General features: G+C 51.7%; 20 protein-coding genes. All 20 read right to left on the reverse strand.

Translation table 11 applies throughout. The annotated features are described in order from the left end of the window. Positions 1 to 30 precede the first annotated feature (30 nt). A complete protein-coding gene (locus tag ACN0TT_RS04265) occupies positions 31 to 876 on the reverse strand; it encodes a carbon-nitrogen hydrolase family protein (RefSeq protein WP_417760905.1) in 846 nt (281 codons plus the stop codon). Then, the gene (locus ACN0TT_RS04270) at positions 800 to 5,053 is read right to left on the reverse strand and encodes a YhdP family protein (RefSeq protein ID WP_417760906.1); all 4,254 of its coding nucleotides are present in this window, start codon (positions 5,051 to 5,053) and stop codon (positions 800 to 802) included. The genes ACN0TT_RS04265 and ACN0TT_RS04270 overlap by 77 nt, the downstream gene beginning before the upstream one ends. Further along, entirely contained in the window at positions 5,053 to 6,561 is a 1,509-nt protein-coding gene (gene rng, locus ACN0TT_RS04275) for a ribonuclease G (RefSeq protein ID WP_417760907.1), read from the reverse strand. The genes ACN0TT_RS04270 and rng overlap by 1 nt, the downstream gene beginning before the upstream one ends. Before the next feature lie 92 nt (positions 6,562 to 6,653). Then, the gene (locus ACN0TT_RS04280; protein ID WP_417760908.1) at positions 6,654 to 7,235 is read right to left on the reverse strand and encodes a Maf family protein; all 582 of its coding nucleotides are present in this window, start codon (positions 7,233 to 7,235) and stop codon (positions 6,654 to 6,656) included. Next, entirely contained in the window at positions 7,236 to 7,724 is a 489-nt protein-coding gene (gene mreD / locus ACN0TT_RS04285; protein ID WP_417760909.1) for a rod shape-determining protein MreD, read from the reverse strand. Beyond that, positions 7,721 to 8,596 carry a rod shape-determining protein MreC gene (mreC, locus tag ACN0TT_RS04290; protein ID WP_417760910.1) on the reverse strand — a complete coding sequence of 292 codons (876 nt, stop codon included), beginning with the start codon at positions 8,594 to 8,596 and terminating at the stop codon, positions 7,721 to 7,723. Before mreC ends, mreD begins: the two co-directional genes overlap by 4 nt. Positions 8,597 to 8,642: 46 nt before the next feature. Beyond that, entirely contained in the window at positions 8,643 to 9,692 is a 1,050-nt protein-coding gene (locus tag ACN0TT_RS04295; RefSeq protein WP_417760911.1) for a rod shape-determining protein, read from the reverse strand. Positions 9,693 to 9,971: 279 nt separating this feature from the next. Then, positions 9,972 to 13,685, reverse strand: coding sequence for a DUF6701 domain-containing protein (locus tag ACN0TT_RS04300; RefSeq protein WP_417760912.1), 3,714 nt, complete (start codon positions 13,683 to 13,685; stop codon positions 9,972 to 9,974). After that, positions 13,672 to 14,082: an MSHA biogenesis protein MshP gene (locus tag ACN0TT_RS04305; RefSeq protein WP_417760913.1), complete on the reverse strand. Its 411-nt coding sequence runs from the start codon at positions 14,080 to 14,082 to the stop codon at positions 13,672 to 13,674. Before ACN0TT_RS04305 ends, ACN0TT_RS04300 begins: the two co-directional genes overlap by 14 nt. 46 nt (positions 14,083 to 14,128) lie before the next feature. Further along, complete coding sequence (locus ACN0TT_RS04310; protein ID WP_417760914.1) at positions 14,129 to 14,914, reverse strand: prepilin-type N-terminal cleavage/methylation domain-containing protein; 786 nt, start codon at positions 14,912 to 14,914, stop codon at positions 14,129 to 14,131. Then, positions 14,914 to 15,474: a type IV pilus modification PilV family protein gene (locus ACN0TT_RS04315; RefSeq protein ID WP_417760915.1), complete on the reverse strand. Its 561-nt coding sequence runs from the start codon at positions 15,472 to 15,474 to the stop codon at positions 14,914 to 14,916. The genes ACN0TT_RS04310 and ACN0TT_RS04315 overlap by 1 nt, the downstream gene beginning before the upstream one ends. Beyond that, positions 15,464 to 15,925 (reverse strand): type II secretion system protein, encoded by a 462-nt coding sequence (locus ACN0TT_RS04320; protein WP_417760916.1) that lies wholly within the window; start codon positions 15,923 to 15,925, stop codon positions 15,464 to 15,466. Before ACN0TT_RS04320 ends, ACN0TT_RS04315 begins: the two co-directional genes overlap by 11 nt. A gap of 43 nt (positions 15,926 to 15,968) precedes the next feature. After that, the gene (locus tag ACN0TT_RS04325) at positions 15,969 to 16,493 is read right to left on the reverse strand and encodes a type II secretion system protein (RefSeq protein ID WP_417760917.1); all 525 of its coding nucleotides are present in this window, start codon (positions 16,491 to 16,493) and stop codon (positions 15,969 to 15,971) included. A gap of 52 nt (positions 16,494 to 16,545) precedes the next feature. After that, positions 16,546 to 17,148, reverse strand: a complete 603-nt coding sequence (locus ACN0TT_RS04330; RefSeq protein ID WP_417760918.1) for a pilus assembly FimT family protein — start codon at positions 17,146 to 17,148, stop codon at positions 16,546 to 16,548. Positions 17,149 to 17,258: 110 nt separating this feature from the next. Further along, complete coding sequence (locus tag ACN0TT_RS04335; protein ID WP_417760919.1) at positions 17,259 to 17,744, reverse strand: hypothetical protein; 486 nt, start codon at positions 17,742 to 17,744, stop codon at positions 17,259 to 17,261. Beyond that, a complete protein-coding gene (locus tag ACN0TT_RS04340; protein ID WP_417760920.1) occupies positions 17,744 to 18,964 on the reverse strand; it encodes a type II secretion system F family protein in 1,221 nt (406 codons plus the stop codon). Before ACN0TT_RS04340 ends, ACN0TT_RS04335 begins: the two co-directional genes overlap by 1 nt. After that, on the reverse strand, positions 18,964 to 20,715 hold the full coding sequence (locus ACN0TT_RS04345; protein ID WP_417760921.1) for a GspE/PulE family protein: 1,752 nt from the start codon (positions 20,713 to 20,715) through the stop codon (positions 18,964 to 18,966). The genes ACN0TT_RS04340 and ACN0TT_RS04345 overlap by 1 nt, the downstream gene beginning before the upstream one ends. Beyond that, positions 20,712 to 21,983, reverse strand: coding sequence for a tetratricopeptide repeat protein (locus ACN0TT_RS04350; RefSeq protein WP_417760922.1), 1,272 nt, complete (start codon positions 21,981 to 21,983; stop codon positions 20,712 to 20,714). Before ACN0TT_RS04350 ends, ACN0TT_RS04345 begins: the two co-directional genes overlap by 4 nt. Then, positions 21,980 to 22,879, reverse strand: a complete 900-nt coding sequence (locus tag ACN0TT_RS04355; RefSeq protein WP_417760923.1) for an ExeA family protein — start codon at positions 22,877 to 22,879, stop codon at positions 21,980 to 21,982. Before ACN0TT_RS04355 ends, ACN0TT_RS04350 begins: the two co-directional genes overlap by 4 nt. Positions 22,880 to 22,883: 4 nt before the next feature. Continuing rightward, positions 22,884 to 24,596 carry a pilus (MSHA type) biogenesis protein MshL gene (gene mshL / locus ACN0TT_RS04360; RefSeq protein WP_417760924.1) on the reverse strand — a complete coding sequence of 571 codons (1,713 nt, stop codon included), beginning with the start codon at positions 24,594 to 24,596 and terminating at the stop codon, positions 22,884 to 22,886. Positions 24,597 to 24,598 lie beyond the last annotated feature (2 nt).

Consider the following 24,598-nt stretch of genomic DNA (forward strand, 5'->3'; position numbering starts at 1 on the left):
GCACTCTCACTAAGATCTTGTGATTGAAAACTATTTAGGCTGCAACGGCAGTAATTGCGGTGCAGCAAATCGATTGTGTTGGCAGACTGGCATATCTTGGCGGATCTGTGCAACTAGCGACAGGTCGATGGGTGCTTGTACCCAACCGGTACCGCTGGCCTGTTGCGCTAGCACCCGCCCCCATGGGTCAATAATCATCGATTGTCCCCACGTTTCGCGGCCACCTTGATTATGGGCGCCCCATTGCCCCGCGGCGAGAAGGTAGCATTGGCTTTCAATCGCCCGCGCTCGCAGTAACACTTCCCAATGCGCGGCGCCAGTGACTTTGGTAAACGCCGCTGGCACGACAATTAACTCCGCACCTTGTAAGCGTAGAGCACGAAACAGGTCTGCAAAACGTAAATCGTAACATACCGTTAGGCCTAATTGGCCAAATGGTGTAGGTAATACTGTAAGATGGTCACCGCCACAGAAGGTGTCGCTCTCGCGATAGCTGCCAGTGTTGTCACTGACATCAACATCGAACAGGTGCAGTTTGTCGTAACTACCGACCTCGCAACCTTGGTCATCAAATAAGATACTACGACTGTATACTCGGCCATCACCACTCGCCACCGGCACTGTACCGCCGACCAGATAGACTTGATATTGACACGCTAACGCGGCAAGTTCAGCGATAAGATCAAGCGGCGCATCGGCGGCAGACCAAGCTAATTGTTCCCCTTCATGCCCCCCAAATAGTAAGGCACACTCAGGTAATACCACCAGTTGTGGCTGCTCTGGCTGACGCGGAAGTTGTTTAAGCTGCTGCTGGATAAACGCCAGATTCTCGGCGGGCTTGCGGCTGCTCTGGCACTGTAACAGACTCACTTGCATGCTGCGTTTCCTTGCTTGGTGACGGAGTAACTGGCGCTACCGTATCATCATTGGCGGCAGATGTGACCGACAGCGGCGCGCTGTTGGCCTGCGTACTCGGGCTTTGGCTAGCAACCGTTGGCGTATGTTCAGATGGCGTAGGGGCATTGGCAGCAGGAGCTTGGCTATCCGTACTTGCATCGCTATCAGGGCCTAAGTTGTTATCCTCAGCACCCGCCTCGCCTTGCTTATCTTCAGGCAAAATACTTTTTGGAATTTCAATCTCTTTACTCTTACGCTCTAACTCTTCCAGCTTGGGCTCGCTGATAGTGCCAGTTAGGCGGAAGCGGATTTCGGATATCACCTCAATCACCGGTTCCAGTACTTTCGTCAAGGCAAAAGCACCGATCCCCATGGTCCACGCGCTGGTACTCAACAACACCACGGTAGGCACGCTGGAAGCGAGTTTCGGTGCAAAACTGATGTCGTAATTCAGGCTTTCACTCACCAAGTTAGTATAACCGCGCACTTTCATGGTGCCCGCAACTGCATCCATTTCGGTATTGGTGGTTTGTAAGATGCCATTATCTAACGCTAAATCACCGTTAAAAGAGTTGAAATACAGCCCTTTACCAAACACGTCCGAGAAATCGAGCGACAACTTACGCAGAATGGAGTCGAGGCTAAACAGCGAGAAAATACGCGCGCCCTTATCGCTCAACTGCTCCATATGGCCTTTGCCTAAATCAAAGCGTACCTTGCCACTAAGCGATGACAGATTAAAGTCGCTCGGCCCGCCAGCCCAATCTAATTCGGCCTTAACTTTCAACGGTGAATCTTTCACCCCTGGCGTCACATCAAACACCGCCGCCAGCTTTTCAAAGTTCTCGGCATCCAGCGCGAATTTAACTGAGGTACGGTTATTGCCTTCCGTAATCCAATCACCACTGCCTTGCAGATTTCCTTGCGGAGCATTGAGTGAAAACATCTGAAAATGATAGCCCTTCGGCGCGGGCGCACCTTGCATAACTAAGTGGCCTAACGACCGACCTTGATAACTAAAATCGGCAATATCCAGCGCCAACGGCGGTAGTTGCGTAAGCGCATTGTCTACCGCAGGTGCTGCGCCATTGGCGGCCACCAACGGTGGTGTGGCATTAAGGTACACTCGAGAGGCCACCACTTTTAATCCTTGCTGCCACCAATCTGGGAAAATTTCGATACTGCCAGCAAAGGCTGGCGCGTCAATATTGAATAACCAAGATGATTGGGTATCCTGCGCATCTAACGAGACTTGGGTGAATCGTTGCCCCAACATATCAAGCTGCGCCACCGTGCCACCAATCGCCACTAAAGGCGGGAAGAATCCCCGTTTGGCCGCCGCGTGTGATGCTGTAGCCGTCGATGCAACGGTTGATTCGGTGGTCGCTGGCTTAGCGGTAGCAGGTGTATCGCTCGCGGCTCTGTTTGCTGCCGTTTGGCTATCCGCCGCGGGCTTATTAAAGTCGAGGAAAGATTCAATCACTGGCTGCCAATCACTAAATTGCGTGTCTTTTAACGCCAACCACAATTTGCCATCCGCTTTGTTGAGCTGGTCGCCGCTGCGGAACAGGCGGCCAAGCATGATGTCGTAATGTTTAAGTCGTTCTTCTGTAACATCAAAGCTGCCCCAAAACTCGGCGAGGTCAGCCATGCGGATCCCCAACGACGCCTGTTTATTATCGCCAAGCAGTTCGGCGGAGACTTTCAACGTTTGGCCTTTGGCTTTATTAAACGGCGCAGGCAATGTCAGTTCGCTGCGTTTTAGATCAGTATCGGCGTTAGCCTGAATGCGAAAACCACCTTCATCAAAAATCAGCTGCAAATAACCTTTCCAACGCATTTTGCCAGCGTAGAACGACTGCAGCGGATTGTTGAGCTCTTGTGGCAACTTATCGAGATCCCAGTCGCCGTCGAGATGCACCGTTACACCAAAGTCATCATTGTTGCGGCCAGTGGTAAAGTCCATCCGCAGCGGTTGTTGGTACATCAAGCCGGTGATTTTATCACTGTGCACCACGTCATTATCAAAGGTGACTTCACCATTGAGCTTGCGCAGTAACACCCCCGGTTTACTGACATAAACCGTATTGTTATCTAGCACCACTTTGCCATGAATATCCGGCTTACCGCCGGCATACAACGGAATATCTAACGCGAGTGAACCATTGATGGCATCGCGAATATTAATCACATTCAAGGTTGAACTGACGCTAGTAAGTGGCGACTGCGCTATCACTTGGGTCACATCAGGCCCGTTAGCATGAAGGTCGGCGTTAACTATCAGGTGGCTGTGCGCGTCCATGGTCGGAATGCTAACTTGGGCACCGCTAATATCCACTTTTTTCAACATGCCTTGCTGCACATCAATGGCCATGCTGTCGTTTTCAAACAGAGCCGCTAAGGTCAACTTGTCCGCTGCGGGCCAATCTGGTTGAAAGGCAAATGTACCTTCTTGCAAGGTAAACGCCGCCTGAAAAACCCCTTGATGCTCAGCGTATGGGAATCCACTTAACGGCCCGCGCCATGCCACCCGCGCATCTTCGCTGTGACCCGCTTTAATGGCCTCGGTGAGATAGTGGCTCAGATCTTCTCCCATCGCCTTAATCGGGAAGTAACGATGTGCCTGCGATAAATCGTGCAGGGCTAACGAGGCGGTAAGGCTGAGGTCGGGTGTATCGGCAAAGCTCAGCCGCGCGCTAGCATCTAAACTGAGGTCGGCATTATTGAGTACCAATGATGGCACCAACAGCTGCTGCGAGGCAGTATCAAAACCGACGTCAATCGCCTCGCCATCAACGGCAATTGGCCCGTTAAATTGGTCAGTAAAACTCAATTGATAATGTTGTGCCGGTAACCGCGCACTCAAGAAGCTGCCATGACTGCCCAGCTCAATGTCGATAGGCTCAGTACCGGGGATTGCCGCAACGGCCTGCCAACTCAGCGACTTAATTGGCACCTGTAGCTGTAACGGCTCATTGGCCGCTTGATAGAGTTGTAGCTGCTCAACCTGTCCTTTGGCGTCCAGCGCCAGCAATTGGCTTAGATGCTCAGGGGTGATAGCAGGGATTAATGGCACTAATGGCCGTAACTGCTCCAGCGCAAAACTGGATACATGCCCAAAGAGCTGCTGTTGCCGTTTGGCGGCGTAAATAGAAAAATCCTGCCATGGCTGTTGGTTACTGCTAAACGCTAAGTCGCGGCTCGATAGTTGCCAGCCATCAGCACGCTTTTGCCACAACAGTTGACCACCATCAATGGTGAAATTTTGCTGCTCATCTTGTTGTTGCCAGTCCAACACCGAATGGCCAAATTGCACTAAGCCGCGTTCAATGCTGCGATGAGCCACATCAAACCATGCTTGCAGATTGACCACACCTTGCAGCGGAATCGACAAAGGTTCATCTAACGCTTTGCTATGTTCAGAGGCCCATGCGCCTAAATTCAGCTCGTTCGCCGCCAGATACAATTGCCCTTTGATGGAATCAGGTTTGTTGCCGTTACCGCTTAAGTCAACGTTGAGCAGTAAGTGCTGCCCACCCATGGGGACTTTATCCAGATATAACGCACCATTGGCACGATGTTTTTCACCATGGTTTAGCCAGCGGAGCTGCTGCAGTTGGATCGGGCGATACCGGTGGCTAGCGGATAACAACTGCACGGTGGCGTTGTCGATGGAGTATTGCTGTAACTGTTCCAGCAATAAACTATAAAGCCAATCAAGATGGGTCTTATGCAGTGGCTGGACGGCGGGAGCATTACGCTCGTCGCCACCGATTTTATCCAGATCTAATGCCAGATAGACGTTACCAAAATTAACGTTTTCGACCTGGGGTGATAGGGTCAACAACGTCTGCCAGAAATCGAGTTTTATCTGTACGTTATTGATATTAAAACTGACGGGCAGTTCACCCTGTTCCGGCAAGGTCACCGAGTCGATATTGACCGACGGCCCGTAGGCCTGCCATTTAGCGGACAAACGCCCCAGCTCTACCTGCACGCCATATTGCTCAGCCACATATTGCTCTAAGCGCTCAGCATCAAGCTGCGGCAGCAAACCGCGAATAAGACTGACCATCAGCGCAAACAGCACTAAGATGAGGGCTAAAAATTGCCCCAATAAACGGCCAAACTTAAAAGAGCGCCAGCGTAACGTCACTAAACCATCACCACATCAAACTTACTTTGCACATACATAGGTTCGCACTGCAGCCGTACCCGTTTGCCAATATAGACCTCCAACTCCGCCAGCGAATGCGCTTCATCAGCGGCTAAGGTCTCATACACCGCAGGAGCGCAGTAGATTAAAAATTCATCGGCTTTATAGGTACGGTCAAGGCGGATGATTTCGCGGAAGACCTCGTAAGACACAGTTTCTACCGTCTTCATTGACCCCGCACCACGGCATGCGGGACATTCGCCACACAGCACATGCTCCAAACTTTCACGGGTACGCTTGCGCGTCATCTCGACCAGTCCCAAGCCGCTGAAGCCGGAAATATTGGTTTTCACTCTGTCTTTGGACAACGCGTTCGCCAAACTGTTCAGCACGCGCGCTTTGTGCTCTTCGTTGGTCATATCGATAAAGTCGATAATGATAATGCCACCGAGGTTGCGCAACCTGAGCTGGCGAGCGATTGCTAGCGTGGCTTCCATATTGGTGTTGAAGATGGTTTCTTCGAGATTGCGATGGCCAACAAAACCGCCAGTATTGATATCCACAGTGGTCATGGCTTCGGTCTGATCGATAATCAGATAGCCGCCTGATTTCAGTTCGACTTTACGTTCCAGCGCGCGCTGGATTTCGTTCTCAACATCGTACAGATCAAACAGTGGCGCTGGACCAGTGTAGTGTTCAATTTTACCTGCCACTTCCGGCATAAATTCATGCGCAAACTGTTGCAGCTCTTCGACAGTGCCGCCTGCATCGACTTGAATGCTATCCAGTTCGAGGCCAACAAAATCACGCACTACACGCACTGGCAAAGCTAAATCTTGATACAGCAGCATGGTGCCGGGGCGCTTACGCCGCTCGCTAACTTTCGCCCATACGCGGCGTAAAAATGCAGCATCCTGCCGTAGCTCATCCGCCCCAGCGCCTTCAGCGGCGGTACGGATAATGAAGCCACCATCTTCATCCACAAACGGCACCGTAATATCTTTGAGGCGCACGCGCTCCTCTTCCGATTCAATCCGTTGTGACACGCCGATATGGCTCGAACCCGGCATAAACACTAGGTAGCGCGATGGCAAGGTGATATCTGTGGTGAGACGGGCGCCTTTAGTGCCCAGAGGATCTTTCACCACCTGAACCATAATGTCTTGCCCTTGCCGCACCAACTCAGCAATGTCTCGCACCACGAAATTGCCTTTTTCAACGTCGGCGACGCATTCTGTGTGTGGGAAAATATCCGAAGCGTGTAAAAAGGCCGCTTTTTCGAGCCCAATATCAACAAAGGCGGCTTGCATACCGGGCAATACGCGGCTGATTTTTCCTTTATAGATATTGCCAACCAAGCCACGTTTCATGCGGCGTTCGATATGAACTTCCTGCAATACACCATGCTCGATCAAGGCAACTCTGGCTTCGGTTGGAGTCACGTTGATCAACAGCTCTGAACCTGCCTTACGCGGTGTTTTGCTATTGACTATGCCAGTGGAACTCACAATTTACCCCTGTTGAAAACGCTGATGTTCTGATTCTATCGATTGCGGGCAGTGAAATCTGCTCAATTAGGTAGGTTTATGCCTACTAAGCCTTAAATAATGTTCATTTTTTGCAATAACTCGCGGGTTTCCACTAACGGTAATCCCACCACCGCAGAGTAGCTGCCATGCAATTGTTTGACAAAACTGCCACCCAGCCCCTGAATGCCATACGCGCCCGCTTTGTCCATCGGCTCACCACTGGCAATATATGCATGAATTTGCGCGGCGGTTAGCTCAGTAAACGTCACTTCCGTACATACGAGTACTGACTCGGTACGATGCGCTGAACACAAAGCGACAGCGGTCAGCACTTGGTGCGTTCGACCACTGAGCGACGACAGCATGGCAACAGCATCGGCGCTGTCGCTAGGTTTTCCGAGAATAGTGTCATCACACACCACAATGGTATCCGAGCCCAGCACGACCGCAGCGGCATCGCCACTTGCCGCTAGGCCAGCTTGCGCTTTTTCTTGCGCTAAACGGCACACAAATGACGCGGGCGCTTCGCCCTCATGCAACGATTCATCAATATCTGCGGGTTGCACGCTGAACTGAAATGTCGTGTTGCCGAGGCCCAGTTGCGCCAATAATTCCCGTCGCCGTGGCGAAGCAGAAGCTAAAATCAATGTCATTTACTTTACCTTATAGCGACGGCGTAAGCGGCGCAGCATCCAGTAGATCCAACGCCACAAAATCATGCCAGATACCGCTGGTAATATTAATTCAATCGAGAATGGCGGGCGATCTAATAGAAACTGCACCCAAAATACAATCAGATGATAGCAACACAGCGCAAAGCCAATAAGCACCGATTGCTGCAATACGGGGAAGGTTCTTAAACGCTGAAAGTTCATCACAATCAGGTAGATAACTATAGAATATGCCAAGGAACGTACCCCCAAGTGTGCGCCGAGTAGCACATCCAGCAGAGTTCCAATCACAAAGGCAGTCAAAATGTTGTAGCGATGCGGTAGCGCCATCGCCCAATAGATCATGATCAGCAGTAACCAATCCGGTCGAAACGGCATCACCGCATCGGGAATAGGCATTAACTCAAACAGTAAACCAATCAGCAGCGAACACCACACCACCAACCGACCATGAGCATGTTCTAATGTCATTGGCTCACATCCTCAGTCGTTGTTGGCTCAGTGGCAGCGGGGGCAACATCCTCCGCGGGGGGATGCTCCGGCCAAATCAACAGCAGGTAACGAATACGATCTAATGCCGCCATTGGCTGTGCCGTCACTTTTAAGTAATTCTGCCCATCATCGCGGTTAATGGTCATCACCCGCGCCACCGGATAGCCCTCAGGGAAACGGTTGCCTAAGCCTGAAGTTACCAGTAAATCACCCACTTTGATGTCGGTGCTTTTGGCCACATAACGCAGATCTAACTGATCGAGTTCGCCCGTACCATTAGCAACTACCCGCACATCGTTCCGAGTAATCCGCACGGGAACGCCCTGCTTCGGATCAGAGATCAGCAGGACTCGCGACGTCAGTGCGTTCACCTCCACCACTTGACCCACCACCCCTTGCGCATCCACCACGGGCTGCCCAACAAATACGCCCTCTTTACTGCCGTGATTAATCACCACAAATTGATGAAACGGATCGCTGGCCACTTCCACCACTTCGGCCACCATCTTTTTGGCGTCCATATGCAGCGGTGAACCGAGCAGTGCCCGCAGGCGTTGGTTTTCTTGGCGCAGATGTTCAAATCGCTGCAAACGTTCACTCATCATCACTTGCTGGCGCAATAGCTCTTGGTTTTGCTTTTTCAGCATGCTGAGTGAGGCGAGGTTTTCAGCGCCCCAATCAAACAGCGAGCCAGGCGCAGTGGCAACATATTGCATTGGGCTGAGCACTGAGGCGAGCGCCTCGCGTGCTGGTTCGAGCTTTTTATTGGCAAATAGCAAAGCCACCGACAGAATAACCGCCAGTGTGAGACGAAATTGATGTGAAACGCTACGAGCAAATATTGGCGTCATAATAAAGAGAAGGCGGTGCTAGACCGCCTTATACTGAACTGTTAGCTCAAGTCTCTTCCGAGAATAGGTCACCACCGTGGATATCGATCATTTCAATCGCTTTACCACCACCGCGGGCCACACAAGTTAACGGATCTTCTGCCAGCATCACTGGGATACCAGTTTCTTGCATCAGCAGGCGATCCAAATCACGCAGTAATGCACCGCCGCCTGTGAGCACCATACCGCGCTCAGAAATATCAGACGCCAATTCTGGAGGCGATTGCTCCAGTGCGGCCATCACAGCACTGACAATGCCAGACAGCGGCTCTTGCAATGCTTCTAAAATTTCATTGCTGTTCAGCGTGAAGCTTCTTGGTACACCTTCGGCCAGATTACGGCCACGGACTTCAATCTCTAGCACTTCATCGCCAGGATAAGCAGTACCTATGGTGTGCTTGATACGCTCTGCGGTGGCTTCACCAATCAGGCTGCCGTAGTTACGACGTACGTAGTTGATGATCGCTTCATCAAACTTGTCGCCGCCGATACGCACAGATGACGAATACACCACACCATTCAAAGAGATAATGGCCACCTCGGTAGTACCTCCACCGATATCAACCACCATAGAACCTGTCGCTTCTGACACTGGCAAACCGGCACCAATGGCAGCGGCCATTGGCTCTTCAATCAAATAGACTTCACGTGCACCAGCGCCCATGGCTGATTCTTTAATCGCGCGGCGTTCAACTTGGGTCGCTCCGACAGGAACACAGACTAAAACGCGAGGGCTTGGACGTAAAAAACTGTTGTTATGTACTTGTTTGATAAAGTACTGCAGCATTTTTTCAGTCACGTGAAAATCGGCAATCACGCCATCTTTCATTGGGCGAATTGCTTGAATATTGCCTGGGGTACGACCCAGCATCTGTTTTGCTTCCATCCCGACGGCGGCAATAGAACGCTGACTATTGCCGCTGCGATCCACTCGAATAGCAACAACAGAAGGTTCGTTCAGTACGATGCCTTCGTTTCGGACATAAATTAAGGTGTTGGCGGTACCTAAGTCGATCGAAAGATCATTCGAAAAAATGCCACGCAGCTTTTTCAACATGTAACTAGCCTGTAATTTGTGGAGTCGGAGAAGATGATTTGAAAATCGGTTAACTTTATCAATGCCTCCCTAGTTCCACAAGACTGACAAGGCTAACAAACGCTGACGAATGGCATTTTTTTCCAACTGAGTTGCTCATTGATGGCAAAGTGTCATTAAAGTGACGTAAATTGCCTATTTTATCAGCAGTTCGATAACATCATCGCGCAATTCGGTCATTGATGAATTATCGGCGCATAAGCGCACGAGCAATAGCGATCGGCTATTGCTCGTGGCAAATTAAGGTAGCTCACGCCAATTGATGATGCGGTCATTACCACGATAACGGCCGAAGTAGACACTGCCACGCGGATCTTGCAGCACATTCGTTGCACCATCGAATTGCCAATACCATTTGAGATAGTCTTGCACTTCAACAGGGGCGGTGACCTTACCTTGATAATCCCCCGATGATTTCCAGCGAATACCAAATTCCCCTTGGTTGACCGCTGCTGGAGCCCCCTCTCTGTCAATAACTTGTGGCGACTGCAACTCAGGCTCAAATAAATATCCCCAATCGTGGTCATTCACTAAGCTCTGCATTTGTCCATCAACCACACTACAACTGTCATCGGTGTTCTTGCGCCACTGTTGTCCATCCCAATATTGGCTAGTACCCGCCATCATGATCGGCTGATTTGAAGGGCCATAGGTGTCGGATAACACGGCGCGACCAAGGCGCACGTCTAACGTCGCTAATTGCTGCGCATTACAACTGCCAGTACAACTGCCTACCGCATTGGCACGCATATCTGCGTCAATCATAGGTACCAGATCGCGGTCATCGATCAATACCCCTAACGCTAAAGTAGCGAACGGCCCATCCGCTTGCGGTGCTGGCAGTCGCGAGAAGGTCACTGACGCTTGGCTAAATCTCATTTCTCCATTTGTCCATGTGCCGGCTAACGCCGAGAGACGGGACGATAGATCAATACCATCGAGGTTATTGGCGGCTTGCAACCGCGGCGCACCATCAGCAAAGCTGCCAGTGTAATTCAGCGTCAGCTGTCCACTACGATTGATCGCCTGCAAATCGGTGCTAAGCGCGAATGGCTGATCCATATAGGTAAACGCACCACAGCCCGGCGTTACGCTGGTATTTTCCGCCTTAAAGCCTGCTGGATAAAAACGGCCAACGGCATCAGATGGATAGGCAGCAATAGTCAATGCTTGCGAACCTAAATAGGGCAATTGGCTGTAGGCGGAGAAGTTGAACACACCCACTTCAGAGACCGACTGCTGCACATTGGTGCCATTAACACTCGCCTGTTGCACATAATCACGTTGCGCCAGTTCACCCAGCTGACCATTTTGTGGCGCAACCAACTGATGTGCCAACGTGATGGAATTCATCGCGAAGGATGGCGTATCGCCGTTGCTGCAGATATTACTGTCGTTATCGTTTTGCCAACGCTTAGCCTTAATATTCAGTGTGAACGGCTCCCCCGCTGCACGAAATGCCGAGCAGCTCGCGCTCGCCGAGGCACAGTCGGCGTTAGGTTCAGGTGCGCTAACGCACAGGCCGACAGGAAAACTGACAAACGCGTCATTCCCCTCCATCACCAAACCAGTATCAATACCGCTGCCGATATATTGGGCGTGCAACGCCAATTTGCCCGCATCATCGTAGTTAACCGTTATCGTTGCTTCGCCCTGGTGATTAAACTGCACAACTTGTGCTTGGGTGGTCGCAGCAGCGGTACCAATCGCACGACTATCCACCGTCACAGGCGGAGGTGTGTAACCAGCAATGCTCGGCCGCTCGACCACATTTGACCAGAATTTCAGACTCTTTTGGGTCGAAGCAAAAGCACTGACGCAGCGTTTGGTTATGTCATCTTTTTTGACCGCTTTGATCAGCACATCCGCTGGCTTGGCCGCTAACTTATCCGGTACATCAAACACAAAGCCACTGTCGCTAAAATTCACGGTACACGCCGCATTAGAGAGTGCCCCGCCGTTTTGGCGGCACAAGGTGGTGCTAAAGGCTTTAGTCACGGGAGCGGAGCCAATCACATCAAGCGTCACTGGGCCCGGCTGAGTATGAGCAAGCTCAATGGTGGTCGATCCGCCAGAAAAACTCACTGGGTTGTTCGGCAGCCATGAATTGCCTTCAGGCGCTAATGTTGCCGTCACAGGGTCGGTATACAACTCATTGCAAGAGGCATTTTTGCAAGCTTTAAGCGTCATACTCAGCGGCGTACAGGTGAGCGGTGAGTCGTTAATTTCAATTTCAAAGTGATCGATCACGCCAGTAATGGGGGTCGAGTTCAATGCGCAAATCCGTAGATTATCGATCTCGTGCACGTTATCACTTTGGCCAGTTGAGCCCGTCAAGGATAACAGCAGGTTTTGCGGCAAAGCCACCTGACCCGCACGGTTCAACACGTTGAAATTATCCACAATCGTGCGGTAGCCATTACCGGTATTGCGCTCAATTTTGAGCACAGTGCGCCCACTGTTACGGCTATCGAGTGTGACACGATATTGATGATTCTGGCCGTTGTTGTTATCAATGCTCGGCGACATACAGATGCCATACAGCCGATAGTTCAATGTTGATGTATCGCACACCGCCGCCAAGAAATTATAGCCCGAGGTGCCGCGGCCAGAACCACGCAGCGCCACGGTTTGCCGTAAAATGCCCGCATAGTTGTTATCTCCCCCTTCGGATGAGTAGTTACCGTATTCATCGAGGCCAATCCCGAGCCAACCACCCGCAAATCCCCCAATACCGGGCTTGTAACCATAGCCTAGCGGGCCACCAAACGCTCCCGGGCGAGGGGTAACCGCCGCATCGGATAACACCAATGCCATGCCATCAGCGCCGCTGCCACCATAGGCGTAATGGTTAAACTCTACGGTGACGTAGTTTCCCGCGCCAGGAAACAGCCGTTGATAAGTGGCAGAGGTGGCTTCATTGGATTGTGCTTGTGTCATCCGCAAACGGCCATTCACTGGTGCAGGAGTGAAGTTACCACTACTGCTGGCTACCACCCAGTTAGGTAGGGTTGATGATGAAAAATCATCAGTAAAACAGCTAAGGTTTGGCAGGGTATAGCGATCGGCATCATTGATCACGCTGCTGCCAGTCATGGAGAGGGCCCCAACGGTCACTCGCCCCTCCAGCACAGAACTGCCATTCATGAAGAGGCGGTTGTTAGTATAAACATAGCCTTGCAAGCGGCTAGCGCCATTCATAGAAAAATCACCGTAGGATACTAACGTTAACGCACTGGCTTCACCTTTATCGATAAGCCCATTGTTCAATGCACCTTGGTTAACAAACACCCGTGCAGTACCCTCGATACGTAGATGACCATTGCCATTAACATAGAGTGATTCGATCCAAAAATCGCCAGAACTGAGCGTCACTGTCGCCCCGCCACCGATAGCGAGTGAGCGCAAACGGTATTCCGTTTGCGCGGAAGAAAACGACAAATCACAGTTGCTGTACAAACTGACACTGTTGAACTGACTGCGACCATCGTAGCCGAGTCGTAACTGGTCACCGTAATTACAATAACCGATGTTGCTACTGCTACTACCGTCATAACGGCTAGCTGAATATAAAAAACTGTTACTGCCACTGGTTGATAAGCGCACCTGTGATGAACCATTAATTCGACAATAATCACGGTTCGCTCCAGCGGTATCACAGGCATCAGTTGGCATGCCAGCCCCAAGATTGGAATTACAATACTGTAAACGATTGCCCCTAGTGCCGTTGATTTTACTGCTGTTGTATATGCCAAGCTGCGGCCTATCGACCAGCAGACACAACAAATCTAAAGAGGATCTCGTCCCTTGCGCAACGGCGGGAAACACATTTTGATAGTTGATCTGTTCAAATGCCTGCGCTGAACCACCCAGCAGGGATAGCAGTAAGGTAACGCCGCAAACCAATGCCGACATCGTGGCTCGGAATTTGAGCCAACCGTTATTCGCTATCACGTGCTTCTACCTCCACACTGCGGTGTACGCGCAAACATGGGCTATTGCCAGTATTTGCCGCATCACATACACCTGTTTGGCATACGGCTTGGCTGGTAATCCGATACAAAGATAAACTATCCGCTGTTAAGGTAGTACAACTTAGCTCGACAGCTTTGCAACCGCTGAATCCGACACTAGCTGGCGGTGCCCACTTGTTACTGACGTTTGCGCAATTGGGTGCACTGCCATCTAGCGGAAACAGTTGTGCTAACGCCGCATCTGCGCCACTGTTAGCCGCGTTAAACGCGCGTAAACTCCACACCTCTATATTGACGCCTTCATCGGCATCCGAGCCAATGTTGATCAGGCTAGTGACCAATATCGCCATCACCACAATGATAAACAAGGCAATCATCAAGGCCGCGCCACGCTGCTGTTGGCACCCAAGGCGCCTAGGATAACTATGGCACATTGAACACCTGCACTTGATGTTGATAGGTAAATGATTCTCCCGCGACAGCAAAACGTGGCGACAACTGCACAATGGCATTGTTGGTTAAGCTGGCAGGGGCGATGGTGACTGGCAACTGTTGGCTAAAATCGTTAGCCATATTTTCTGCCATCAACACGCCGGTGCTGGCAGGCGGTAAGTTCTGACTGCGGCTATAGCCATAACCTTGGTAGCGAACTAACTCGCCACTAACGAAGAAACAGTAACTAACGGGGCTGGATGCTGCATAAAAACGCTGCGCGGGCGAGGCTTCCGCAAAGCGCACACTGCGGTCAAAATTAACCTGAGTAGTGTCACCAGTCGTGGAACTACTGGCGATGGTAAAACGCTTATCTAGCCGATCATCGTAGATCTCATCACTCGTCAGCGGATAGATGATTAACTGCCAGCCAGACTGTAATGGAATGGACGGGGTAAATATGCGCCCTTGGTTGCTACTGCTCTCAAAGGGCATCTCCAGATAACTACTACTTGCTGCAATCGGCACAAACTCCAAGCACTGTACGGTGCCGTTGTCGTTCAGGCGCAAACTGCCCGGCACCGAGCTACGCAACTCGCGAGTCATACGCTCCATGGCATAGCGGCTACTGCCGATGATCCGGTCAATCGCTGCTGAATCAACAAAAATACGGGTGCCGAAAATCAAAAAGCTACTGACACCAACGGCAAGAATCCCCAGCAACACCAGCACGGTGACCAGTTCAACTAAGGTGAAACCTCGTGTGGCGCGGCGCATCAGTAGTTGCTCCTCACCGCATCAAAGGCGATTGGCTCACCCTGCGGTGTGGTGACGACAATGTGAATTAACTTAGTATTATCCACCGCACCATGGCTCACATTAACCTGCAGTAGGTATCCTGAATAATCATCTTCATAAGTACGGTTGCTATTAAGCTGTGAGGCCGTTTCGGTCATGCCATCATAGTCATCGACATCGTCAAAATCGTTGCGTCCTTCCCCTTCCTCTGGGCCGATATGACTTCTACACGGACTATTGTTGCCATTTTGTTTACATACAATAGGCGAACCACCATTAGGATTACTACAGAGACTATCAATGTCATTCGGATTACATGCAGCAGGCACACCGCCGATGGGGGTTTCATCGTCGTACGCCTTGCCCCAGATTTCATTGAGCACACTCTGAGCCAACTCCGCCGCGCGCACGCGTTGAAGGGTCTGCGCTGCGCGGTCACTTTGCGGAAACAACACGCTAGTGAGCAACACAATGGCGATGCTAAATACCAACATGCCGACAATCAGCTCAATGAGGGTAAAACCACGCTTAGCCTTCATGGATATATCCTTCCGGCTCGACAACTATCGGTAATACATCATCAGCGACGGCCTGCAAACAACTTTCAGTGCAACTGAGTTGCGGACGACCAAGTGTGTCAAACAGAATGGAAAATTGATTACGGCCATCGAGTTGCAACTGCGCACCTCGCGGCCATTCTTGTAGGGATTCTTGAAAAATTTCGGCGCTGCAATCTTGCGTTAAGTGAAGGAGTTGGTAACCGCTATCAGTGACATTTAGCCGAAAACAGCGGTCACTATTATTGAATGCCAGCAGTTGATCACGCCGCAGCTCGGCGATGATCTCCTGCCGTAAAGCAAAGGCACTATAGGAAGACGCGCCAAAAAAACGCGGCAGTACCACCACCGAAATGATCGCCAACAATAAAATGGTGACGACCAGTTCGATGAGCGTGAAAGCTAGAACATTTCGCCGCGTCCTAAGAATCATGAAGCTAAATCATTAGGTGAGCATATGGGCTCACCTAAAGTGATTAACAGCCTGAAGTATCAACTGTAATGGTTGGCTTAACACCTGCCCCAGTTGACTGTGTATAAGTCAAGCTACACGAAGTTGCAGTATCATCTGCTCCTGCATCAGCTGGTGCACCACGTTGCCAAATTTGAGCTGTTGTACCACCCTCTGGAGCATTGATAACCCAGTCATTACTACCAGTAGCACTAGGATTATTCCCAGAGTCAAAAGTGACATCCAATCCAGCTTGCAGTGAAGTTTGGGTTGCCGCTAAATAACCATTCACAGTACTTATGTCATCATCGGTCGTTTCAGTACCATTTATATCAACTGTCCCTGTGCCATTTTGAGCACCTTGAAGAACGGCTTTTGAATAAACCATTGAGTTAGCGCCCTCAATGGCGGCCTTCATACCCTTCAAAGTTGAACCACGCGCATCCGACTGCAGGTTGATAAACTTAGGTGCGGCGACCACGGCAAGGATCCCTAAGATGATGATCACTACCACTAATTCAATCAGGGTAAAACCTTGTTGTTTTTGCATTTTTCAATTTCCTTAGAACGTTTGGTATTAATATCGAATTTCCCTATTAAGGCTAATTCGTAAACGTAAACACCTGACCTGTGGCCGGATTGTATACTATGCCGTTTGCGTCGGCAGTGGTTTGTGTGGGAGCGGGACTCGCTACCCCACTGGTTTGATCAAGTCGCAACGAAGCCACTTGATGATAAACACACACATCGACTCCACTGACTGATTCGCCAGCCAAAGAGTTCACTGTACCGCCAGCACCATCCTCAACCCTGACAGTGTAGCGTTGATCACGCGCATCGGCAGTGTAAATAACGTTTTTGGGCGCGCTTTGCAGCACACTGTTAAATACGCTTTGGCAACTGGCATCGGTCATATTGGTGGCCGAGGTATTCCCCGTACCGGTAGGAAAACCAAAGCGCATATCTAGGCTGATACTGGTGCCGTCTAATATCACGGAGTTATTGCGGCGTCCGTCCACCTCCCACTGCGAGCGTACAAAGCTCACCGCGGTAGATAAGCCGCCTGCCACACCTTCCACACTGGCATTTTCAGCGTCATCAGCCACATTAAGAAAACGTGGAATGGCAGTTGCCGCCAATAAGCCGAGGATCATGATGACGATCACCAGCTCGATCAGTGAAAACCCCTGTACTTTACGTTGCATGCTGCTCTCCTCTGAATCTGTTCGATTCTAGCAGGTAACTATATAAAATCTAATGCACTTCAGGAAATTTTGAATAGCCCAGCGCCCCGCCAAGAACTGCTCAACACCTGCTATTGGTTGCCGTCAGCAAAGTAATACAGCTGACCCGTGCTAAGTTGATATTCCAACCGTTGGCCACTCGCCGCAAAAAACTGGCACACCTGCGATTGCGCCACGAAGTCCACGCCGATTTCGGCTTGCGCTGGGGTAATGCCCAGCAGTTGTGTCCATAACTGCTCACAACCTGCGACGCTGCTCTCCGTCACCGTTGGCCAGCCACCACTCGCCATGGTTAAGCTGCTGGCAGCTTGTTGGTGCAGCAACCAATCGGCCTGTAACTGTGCGGGGCGGCCTAAGCTCTGCCATTGCGAGCGAACCATGGCCAATACGTTAATCAGCCGAGTATGTTCCATCGCTAGACTCTGTGCTGAGACATTGTTAACGCCACTAAAATAGCGCTGCGCCAATACCGCTAAAATCAGTAACACCACCACCACCGCCACTAGCTGTCGAAACAGTCCAAGCGACTTAGCTTCAGACTGCGGTGCCAGCGGCATTAGCGGCCACCTTTAACCACATTGAGCATATCCCACATCGGCAGGTAAATACCCAACGCCAGAATCAGTACAATCACCGCCACAATACCGATCAAAATCGGCTCGAGTTTGGCGGTTAAGTTCTTCAAATCATAATCGACTTCACCTTCATAAAAGTCGGCGGCGTCATTGAGCAGTTGTTCAATCTGTCCGGTTTCTTCTCCCACGGCCACCATCTGCAGCACCAGCGGGGTAAACAGGCCACTGGTGCGCGATACCCGCAGCATCGACTCGCCCGCCTCGATACCGTGGCGCATATCCACAATGCTGTCGTGCATGTAGCGGTTATCTACCGCATCGGCCACCAAACTCAAGGCGTGCGTCATCGGCACACCAGCACTGAGCATCATGGCAAAGCTGCGACAATAACGCGCTAAAGTGGAGCGCTCGATGATCGAACCCACCACCGGAATGCGTAGTTTCATTTTGTCCCATTGCCACTGGCCGCGCTCGGTTTTCACCCAGTAACGCACGCCGAAATAGCTACCCACCAGCAGTATCAAAATAAGCGGCCAGTAATGCACAAACAAGCTAGAGGTGCCGATCAGCAGTTTGGTCGCCCACGGCAACTCAGCGTGAAAACGGCTAAACATGTCGGCGAATTTGGGGATAACAAAAATATTGAGCACTACCAGCGCAATAGCGACGGCTAGCAACACAAAAATCGGATAACGCATGGCAGCTTTGATACGCCGCCGCGTTTCCTGTTCACGCTCAATATATTGCGACAGTTGGTAGAACACCTCTTCCAACTTACCGGTGTTTTCACCCACGTGTACCATCGAGATAAACAGCGGATCAAAGATATCGGGATGCTGATTCATCGCCGACGATAGCGTAAAGCCAGAGGTCAATTGCTCCGCAACTTGCTCCAGCGCGGCCTTCAAACGTTTGGAATGGGTGGATTCGGCCAAACCAGAGATGGCGCGCAAAATCGGAATACCGCTGCGCGTGAGCGAGTACATCTGCCGCGTAAATATTTGCAGTTCATCTAAGCTGATGCGGCGGCGAAATAGCGCGGCAATATCCACCTGCTGCTTGTGCTTAGCTTCCTTTAGCGCCAACGGAATAACGGCACGAGACATCAACTGATCGGCAGCCGCGTTGGCATTGGTCGCCTCTAGGCGTCCAGTGACCGCTTGGCCGCTTGCATCTCGTCCACGATATTCGAAGATCGGCATTATTCAGCTCCTGTGCTCAACGCATCAGCCACGGGGATCTGGGGATCTGATACATCTTCAACTAAGTTGGCCACTTCTTCTAGCGTGGTCAAGCCTTGAAACAGATATTCCAACGCCGATTGCAACAATGGCTTAAACAAGGCTGATTGTTTGGCAACGCGGGCAAATTTTTCTGGATCGCCAGCTCGCATGGCATCGATCATCGCTTCGTCCAGCTCTAACACTTCAAACACCCCGACCCGACCGCGATAGCCAGTGCCGGAACAGCTTTGGCAACCGTAGCCTTTACGGAAGCTTGCTTGGCTAAAGTCCACCCGCGCACTGCTGCTGAGCCAAGTGCGTTCCTGCGTGGTGAGTTGATAATCCTCGGCGCAATGGTCACACACACGGCGGATCAACCGCTGGGAAATAATCACCCGCAAGGCGCTCGCCACCAGATAGCCCGCCGCGCCCATATCAATCAAACGCAGCGCGCTGGTGATGGCGTCGTTGGTGTGCAGGGTGGATAACACAAAGTGCCCCGTTAGCGCACCGCGCAGCCCAATTTCGACGGTTTCACGGTCACGCATCTCACCGACCATGATGACGTCGGGGTCTTGCCGCAACGTGGTACGCAGCACGTTGGCAAAATCGAGGCCGATTTTGTGGTTCACCTGCACTTGGTTGATACGCGGCAGTTGGTATTCCACGGGATCTTCTACGGTGATGATCTTGCGCTCTGCCTTATTAAGCTCACTCAAAATGCCGTATAAGGTGGTGGTTTTACCGCTACCTGTGGGGCCGGTCACCAGCAGCAAGCCATGCGGCCGTTTAATCTGACGCCGCACCCGCTGCAAAATATCATCGGGCATCCCAGTCTGTGCTAGCGTTAGCAGGCCAGCGGATTGATCCAGCAAACGCATCACCACCGATTCGCCGTGATAAATCGGCATGGTCGACATACGCACATCGATGTGATGGCCTTTAACATCGATGTGAAAACGGCCATCTTGCGGCAAACGCTTTTCGGAAATATCCAGCCCCGCCATCAACTTCAAGCGCAGTACCAAGGCGGCGGCAATGTTGACCTCTTTCAGCTCAGTTTCTTGCAGTAAGCCGTCGACCCGCTGCCGAATACGCAGGGTATGTTCGCCAGGTTCGATATGAATATCTGAAGCGCGGATCTGTACCGCATCTTCAAAAATAGACTGCAGTAACTTAACAACGGTGGTTTCGTTGTCAGTGTCGGCGGCGGTAATCGCACTGAGGTCAAACTGCTCACCAGCGGAGTATTCCTCCTCCAACTGCCCTGCCATTTCGGCAATCTGGCTGGTGAGACGATAAAGATTCTCAAAGGCGGTGAACAGCTGCCGCTCCTTCACTACGGCTAAGTTCAGCTGCCGTGGCGCGAGCAATAATTCCAGTTCATCTAAGGCTTGGAGATCGGCGGGATCGCTCATGGCTATCAGCACCGAATCCGCATCAGCTTCAATCGGTAATGCACGGAAACGACGCGCTTGTACTTCCGACAGCAGCGTCACCACGCTTTGTGGAATCACGCGGCGGCTGATATCGATCACAGGAATACTTAACTGCTGCGACAGGAATTGCAGCATCTGATCTTCGCTGATGTAGTTAAGATTGATCAGGGTATAGCCGAGCTTGCGGCCAGTACTGCGTTGCTCCGCCAGCGCATTGTGCAGTTGTTCCTCGGTGATAATCTGCTCTTGTACTAGCAGATCCCCGAGACGCATTTTGAGTCTGGGTTTCAACGTAAATCTCCTATCTGCACTAAGCGTTTTTCAATATAGGCGCGGGCATCCACCGATAATCCCGTTAGGTTCAACGCTTGTTGGTACTCGCTCACCGCTGCGGCATATTGGCCCTGCACATCCAGCGCATGGGCTAAGCCAAAGTGCCAACGGCTATTACTTGGGGCTATGCGAATCAATTGCTCATAACCTTGTTGCACCGCCGGCCATTGCTGCGCTTGTTGCGCGATCTGGATTTTGGCGAGCCATTTCTCCGGCGCCAGCGTCGAGGTATCACTGATATGCGACAGACTGCCATCGGCTGCGGTCCATTGGCTGCCCGCCAACTGCACTCGTGCTAATAACAGCCAAAACTCTTCATGGGCCGGAAAGCGCTGCACGCCCAATTGCAAAATGGCTTCGGCATCGCTGAGATTGCCCGCAGCGAAATACAGCGCGGCCAGTTGGCGGCGCGCTTCATGTAAACCTGCATCATGCTGCAATGCTTGGCGTAACAGCCCGATGGCTTCGGCGTTATCGCCTTGATCTAATGCCGTTTTGGCCTGCTGTAACTGCTTTTGCGCCAATTGCGCAGGGGTAAGTTCTACCGCGGTGATCTGTAATTGCTGCGCTTGGCGACGGGTTTTAGCCGCGGGGGTTGGCGCGTCAGTCGCTATCTCAACAGGCTGAGCCACGGCGGCGCTCGGCGCGTTCGCCCCGTTGGCATTATTCGCGGCTGATGTTGCCTCAGCACTTGACTTAGCGGTCAGAGGTTCAGCCGTCGTCAGTACTGCCGCAGAAGCAGCAACTGTAGACGGTTGCGCTGCCTTGACTGACACCGGCGGCTCATCAGCGGGCGCTGCCGTTGCAGCTACGGTGGTGGTATCGTCTGTGGCTGTCGTCACCGTAGCATCAGCTGGCGCGATGCTTGCTGCTGGAGCAGCGTTCTGTGCAGCCGCCACATCAACATGCGTGTCGTTTTTCTCGCTGGCCGCGACAACGGGTTCAGGCGCAGGACTTTTCGCCGCAGCTGGCGGCGTGGGTTGAGTATTCGGTGCCGTGGCATCAATGGTCACTAATGCGGGTAAACTGGCTGACGACGTATTCGCCTGACTCAGCAACCACCAACCCACCGCAAATAACAGCGCGCCTAACAAAATGCCAATGGCTAACCACCGCCAACCGCTGCGACCGCGAGCGGCGGGAATATTGGCCTGCGCTACTGGCGGAAACGCATGTTGCTGTTGGCGCTTATCCAAGTCTTTCAGCATTCGATTGACTACACTCATAGCGTTCCTCGCCATACCAATATCAATGCCGTCATCACTAACAATAACGCGCCGCTAAGTAACCACCAGTGCCAGTGTGATAGCGGCTGAGCATCTTCAGTGTCACCTATCGCCAACCGAATATGTCCGGCGTTGATCCCATCTTCGCCGGCACCGTAACTCAGCATTAGTGCCTTATGCGCCAAAATGTTAATCAACCGTGGCACTCCGCGCGAACCGATAAACAGCAACTTGAGAGCGCGTGCGTTAAACAACGGCCGCCCTTGATAACCTGAGACCGCCAGACGATGACGCACATAAGCGGCCACTTCGGCTTGCGTTAATGGCCTTAGCTGATAACTAAAGGTGATCCGTTGCCGTAACTGACGTAACTGCGGCTGCGCCAATCGTTGGTCGAGCTCCGGCTGACCAAACAACACCACTTGCACCAACTTGCGCAGCTCAGTTTCTAAATTGGTAAATAATCGCAGCGCTTCAAGGCTGTCATCCGGCAGTGCTTGCGCCTCATCCAACACCAACACAATCTGTTTATCTGCCGCACTTAAGGCGAGTAGCCGCTGCTGGATCACGCCTGTCAGCTGTTGTTGGTCATGCACACTGCTAATGTCGATACCCAGCTCTTGCGCTACCGCCATGCGTAGCTCAGCAGGCGTTAAATAGGGATTAGGCAGATAAGCACAAACAAAGCTGTCGGGCAGATCGTTGAGCAATTTCCGGCAGATTAATGTTTTGCCGGTGCCGACTTCACCCGTCACCTTGATGAATCCCTCACCACTTTGCAACGCAACTTGCAGCACTTGTAGCGCCTCAACATGCGGCGCTAAACCGAAAAAGAATCCGGTGTTGGGGGTTAACGCAAACGGCAAAGTTTGCAAGCCAAAGTGCTGCTGGTACATAGGCTTAATGGCTCGTTGGATACCAGCGATCCAACAAGGATTGCGACTGACGCAACTGCTGCTGCCACGTATTGGCATCAACCACTGTTGGTTTAATCAAAATGACCAACTCGGTTTTATTCACTGTGGTCACTTTGTTGGTAAACAGCTGGCCGAGTATGGGGATATCACCCAACAACGGCACTTTCGATTCTTGATTCTGACTATCGCTCTTCATCAAACCGCCAATCACCACCACATCACCGGAGCGAGCACGGATCACCGTATCAGATTCACGGATCTCACTCTGCGCCAACGGCAGCTCCAACGGTTCCGCACTGCCCGCACTGATGGTTTTGTTTTGCTCAGACACTTCCGTCACTGACGGATGCACATGCAACAGCACGTTGCCATCGGCATCAATCTGCGGCGTGACATCCAAGGCGATACCAGAGAAGAACGGCGTCAGTTCCACATCGGGAGTGATGGTGGAAGTTGAGGCGCTGGCGATGGTCGAGGTGGACACGTTGGTCACGTAATATTCGTCGGTACCCACTTTGATCACCGCTTTTTGGTTATTAGAAGCCGTTACTCGTGGGCTAGAAAGTACATCCACATCACCTTGGGTTTTCAGCAGGCTAATCAAGCCACCAAAATCAGAGTTACCGTCGGCGCTATTATGGTTAAACGAGAATGAAGTCACTCCGCCTAAGCTCTGGCTGACACTATTGCCGATAGTACCGGGCGAGGTGCCAAAATTGAACGAGGTATTACCATTAGCCATGGCGGTGCCAAGCACGTTGTCCCACTGAATCCCTTGCTGATATCCATCAGACAAACGGACTTCGACAATCTTGGCCTCCAGCACGACTTGGCGCTGCAAGTGCTGCTCAGATTGGCTTAAGAACTGGCGGATCTGCCGCAGCTCATTAGGAAAGGCACGCACAGTCACTAACCCAGCTTGTGGGCTGACCACCACACTGCGACCACCGCCATTGGTGCCAATGATCGATTCTAAGGTTTGTTGCAGCTTGCCCCAAAAATCCGTTTTGGTTTTAGAAGAGATAAAGGTGCCGTTAGTGGTATTGCTGTTGTTATTGCGATTACCACCACCAAAATTATTACTGCCGTTATCGCCTCCGCCAAAGCTGTTGTTACCAAAGCCATTATTGGACGAACCACTGTTATTATTGTTGCTGTCGGTGATGCGACCGGAGCTAACGGAAGTCAACGATAACCCTTCGCGCTCCATATACAGGTAGTTAACCGAGAAGGTTTCGCTACGCATTCCCGCAGGATAGATCTGCAATACTTTGCCCGAACGGGAGATCTCGTAGCCGTAGATATCCTGCACCACTTTAAGCACTTCCGGCAGCGTCACCCCTTTCAGTGATAACGAAATCGTGCCGCTGACGCTGGGGTGCACAGCAACACTCAACGGCGAATCTTCCACTAGGCTGTTAAAAAATACTTTGGCATCAACATCATGCGCCGACACATTAAAGCGTTTCTCTGGCGGTGCCTGCTCTACCCCTGCCAGTAAGCCACCGCCTGTCAGCTCTTGCTGCAATGCACTAGGCATAGGTGCCGCGGCGGGAACATTGGCTTTGCTGTTATCCGCTTGCACGGCGTTGTTGAGCGCTTCCTTGGAGGCTGTCGGCGCCGGACGGCCAATGAGTTGACAGCCCGTGAGCGCGAATGTCAGACAGCAAAAGAGTAAGGACAGTTTATTCTTCATTG

It is taken from the genome of Shewanella sp. (assembly GCF_048265805.1).
Lineage (GTDB): Bacteria > Pseudomonadota > Gammaproteobacteria > Enterobacterales > Shewanellaceae > Shewanella.

What these genes read in the sequence shown, in the direction of transcription:
- ACN0TT_RS04265 (WP_417760905.1), bottom strand. Translation starts at nt 876, where the DNA reads ATGCAAGTGAGTCTGTTACAGTGCCAGAGCAGCCGCAAGCCCGCCGAG.
- ACN0TT_RS04280 (WP_417760908.1), bottom strand. Translation starts at nt 7,235, where the DNA reads ATGACATTGATTTTAGCTTCTGCTTCGCCACGGCGACGGGAATTATTG.
- mreD (WP_417760909.1), bottom strand. Translation starts at nt 7,724, where the DNA reads ATGACATTAGAACATGCTCATGGTCGGTTGGTGGTGTGGTGTTCGCTG.
- mreC (WP_417760910.1), bottom strand. Translation starts at nt 8,596, where the DNA reads ATGACGCCAATATTTGCTCGTAGCGTTTCACATCAATTTCGTCTCACA.
- ACN0TT_RS04295 (WP_417760911.1), bottom strand. Translation starts at nt 9,692, where the DNA reads ATGTTGAAAAAGCTGCGTGGCATTTTTTCGAATGATCTTTCGATCGAC.
- ACN0TT_RS04305 (WP_417760913.1), bottom strand. Translation starts at nt 14,082, where the DNA reads ATGATTGCCTTGTTTATCATTGTGGTGATGGCGATATTGGTCACTAGC.
- ACN0TT_RS04310 (WP_417760914.1), bottom strand. Translation starts at nt 14,914, where the DNA reads ATGCGCCGCGCCACACGAGGTTTCACCTTAGTTGAACTGGTCACCGTG.
- ACN0TT_RS04315 (WP_417760915.1), bottom strand. Translation starts at nt 15,474, where the DNA reads ATGAAGGCTAAGCGTGGTTTTACCCTCATTGAGCTGATTGTCGGCATG.
- ACN0TT_RS04320 (WP_417760916.1), bottom strand. Translation starts at nt 15,925, where the DNA reads ATGATTCTTAGGACGCGGCGAAATGTTCTAGCTTTCACGCTCATCGAA.
- ACN0TT_RS04325 (WP_417760917.1), bottom strand. Translation starts at nt 16,493, where the DNA reads ATGCAAAAACAACAAGGTTTTACCCTGATTGAATTAGTGGTAGTGATC.
- ACN0TT_RS04330 (WP_417760918.1), bottom strand. Translation starts at nt 17,148, where the DNA reads ATGCAACGTAAAGTACAGGGGTTTTCACTGATCGAGCTGGTGATCGTC.
- ACN0TT_RS04335 (WP_417760919.1), bottom strand. Translation starts at nt 17,744, where the DNA reads ATGCCGCTGGCACCGCAGTCTGAAGCTAAGTCGCTTGGACTGTTTCGA.
- ACN0TT_RS04340 (WP_417760920.1), bottom strand. Translation starts at nt 18,964, where the DNA reads ATGCCGATCTTCGAATATCGTGGACGAGATGCAAGCGGCCAAGCGGTC.
- ACN0TT_RS04350 (WP_417760922.1), bottom strand. Translation starts at nt 21,983, where the DNA reads ATGAGTGTAGTCAATCGAATGCTGAAAGACTTGGATAAGCGCCAACAG.
- ACN0TT_RS04355 (WP_417760923.1), bottom strand. Translation starts at nt 22,879, where the DNA reads ATGTACCAGCAGCACTTTGGCTTGCAAACTTTGCCGTTTGCGTTAACC.
- mshL (WP_417760924.1), bottom strand. Translation starts at nt 24,596, where the DNA reads ATGAAGAATAAACTGTCCTTACTCTTTTGCTGTCTGACATTCGCGCTC.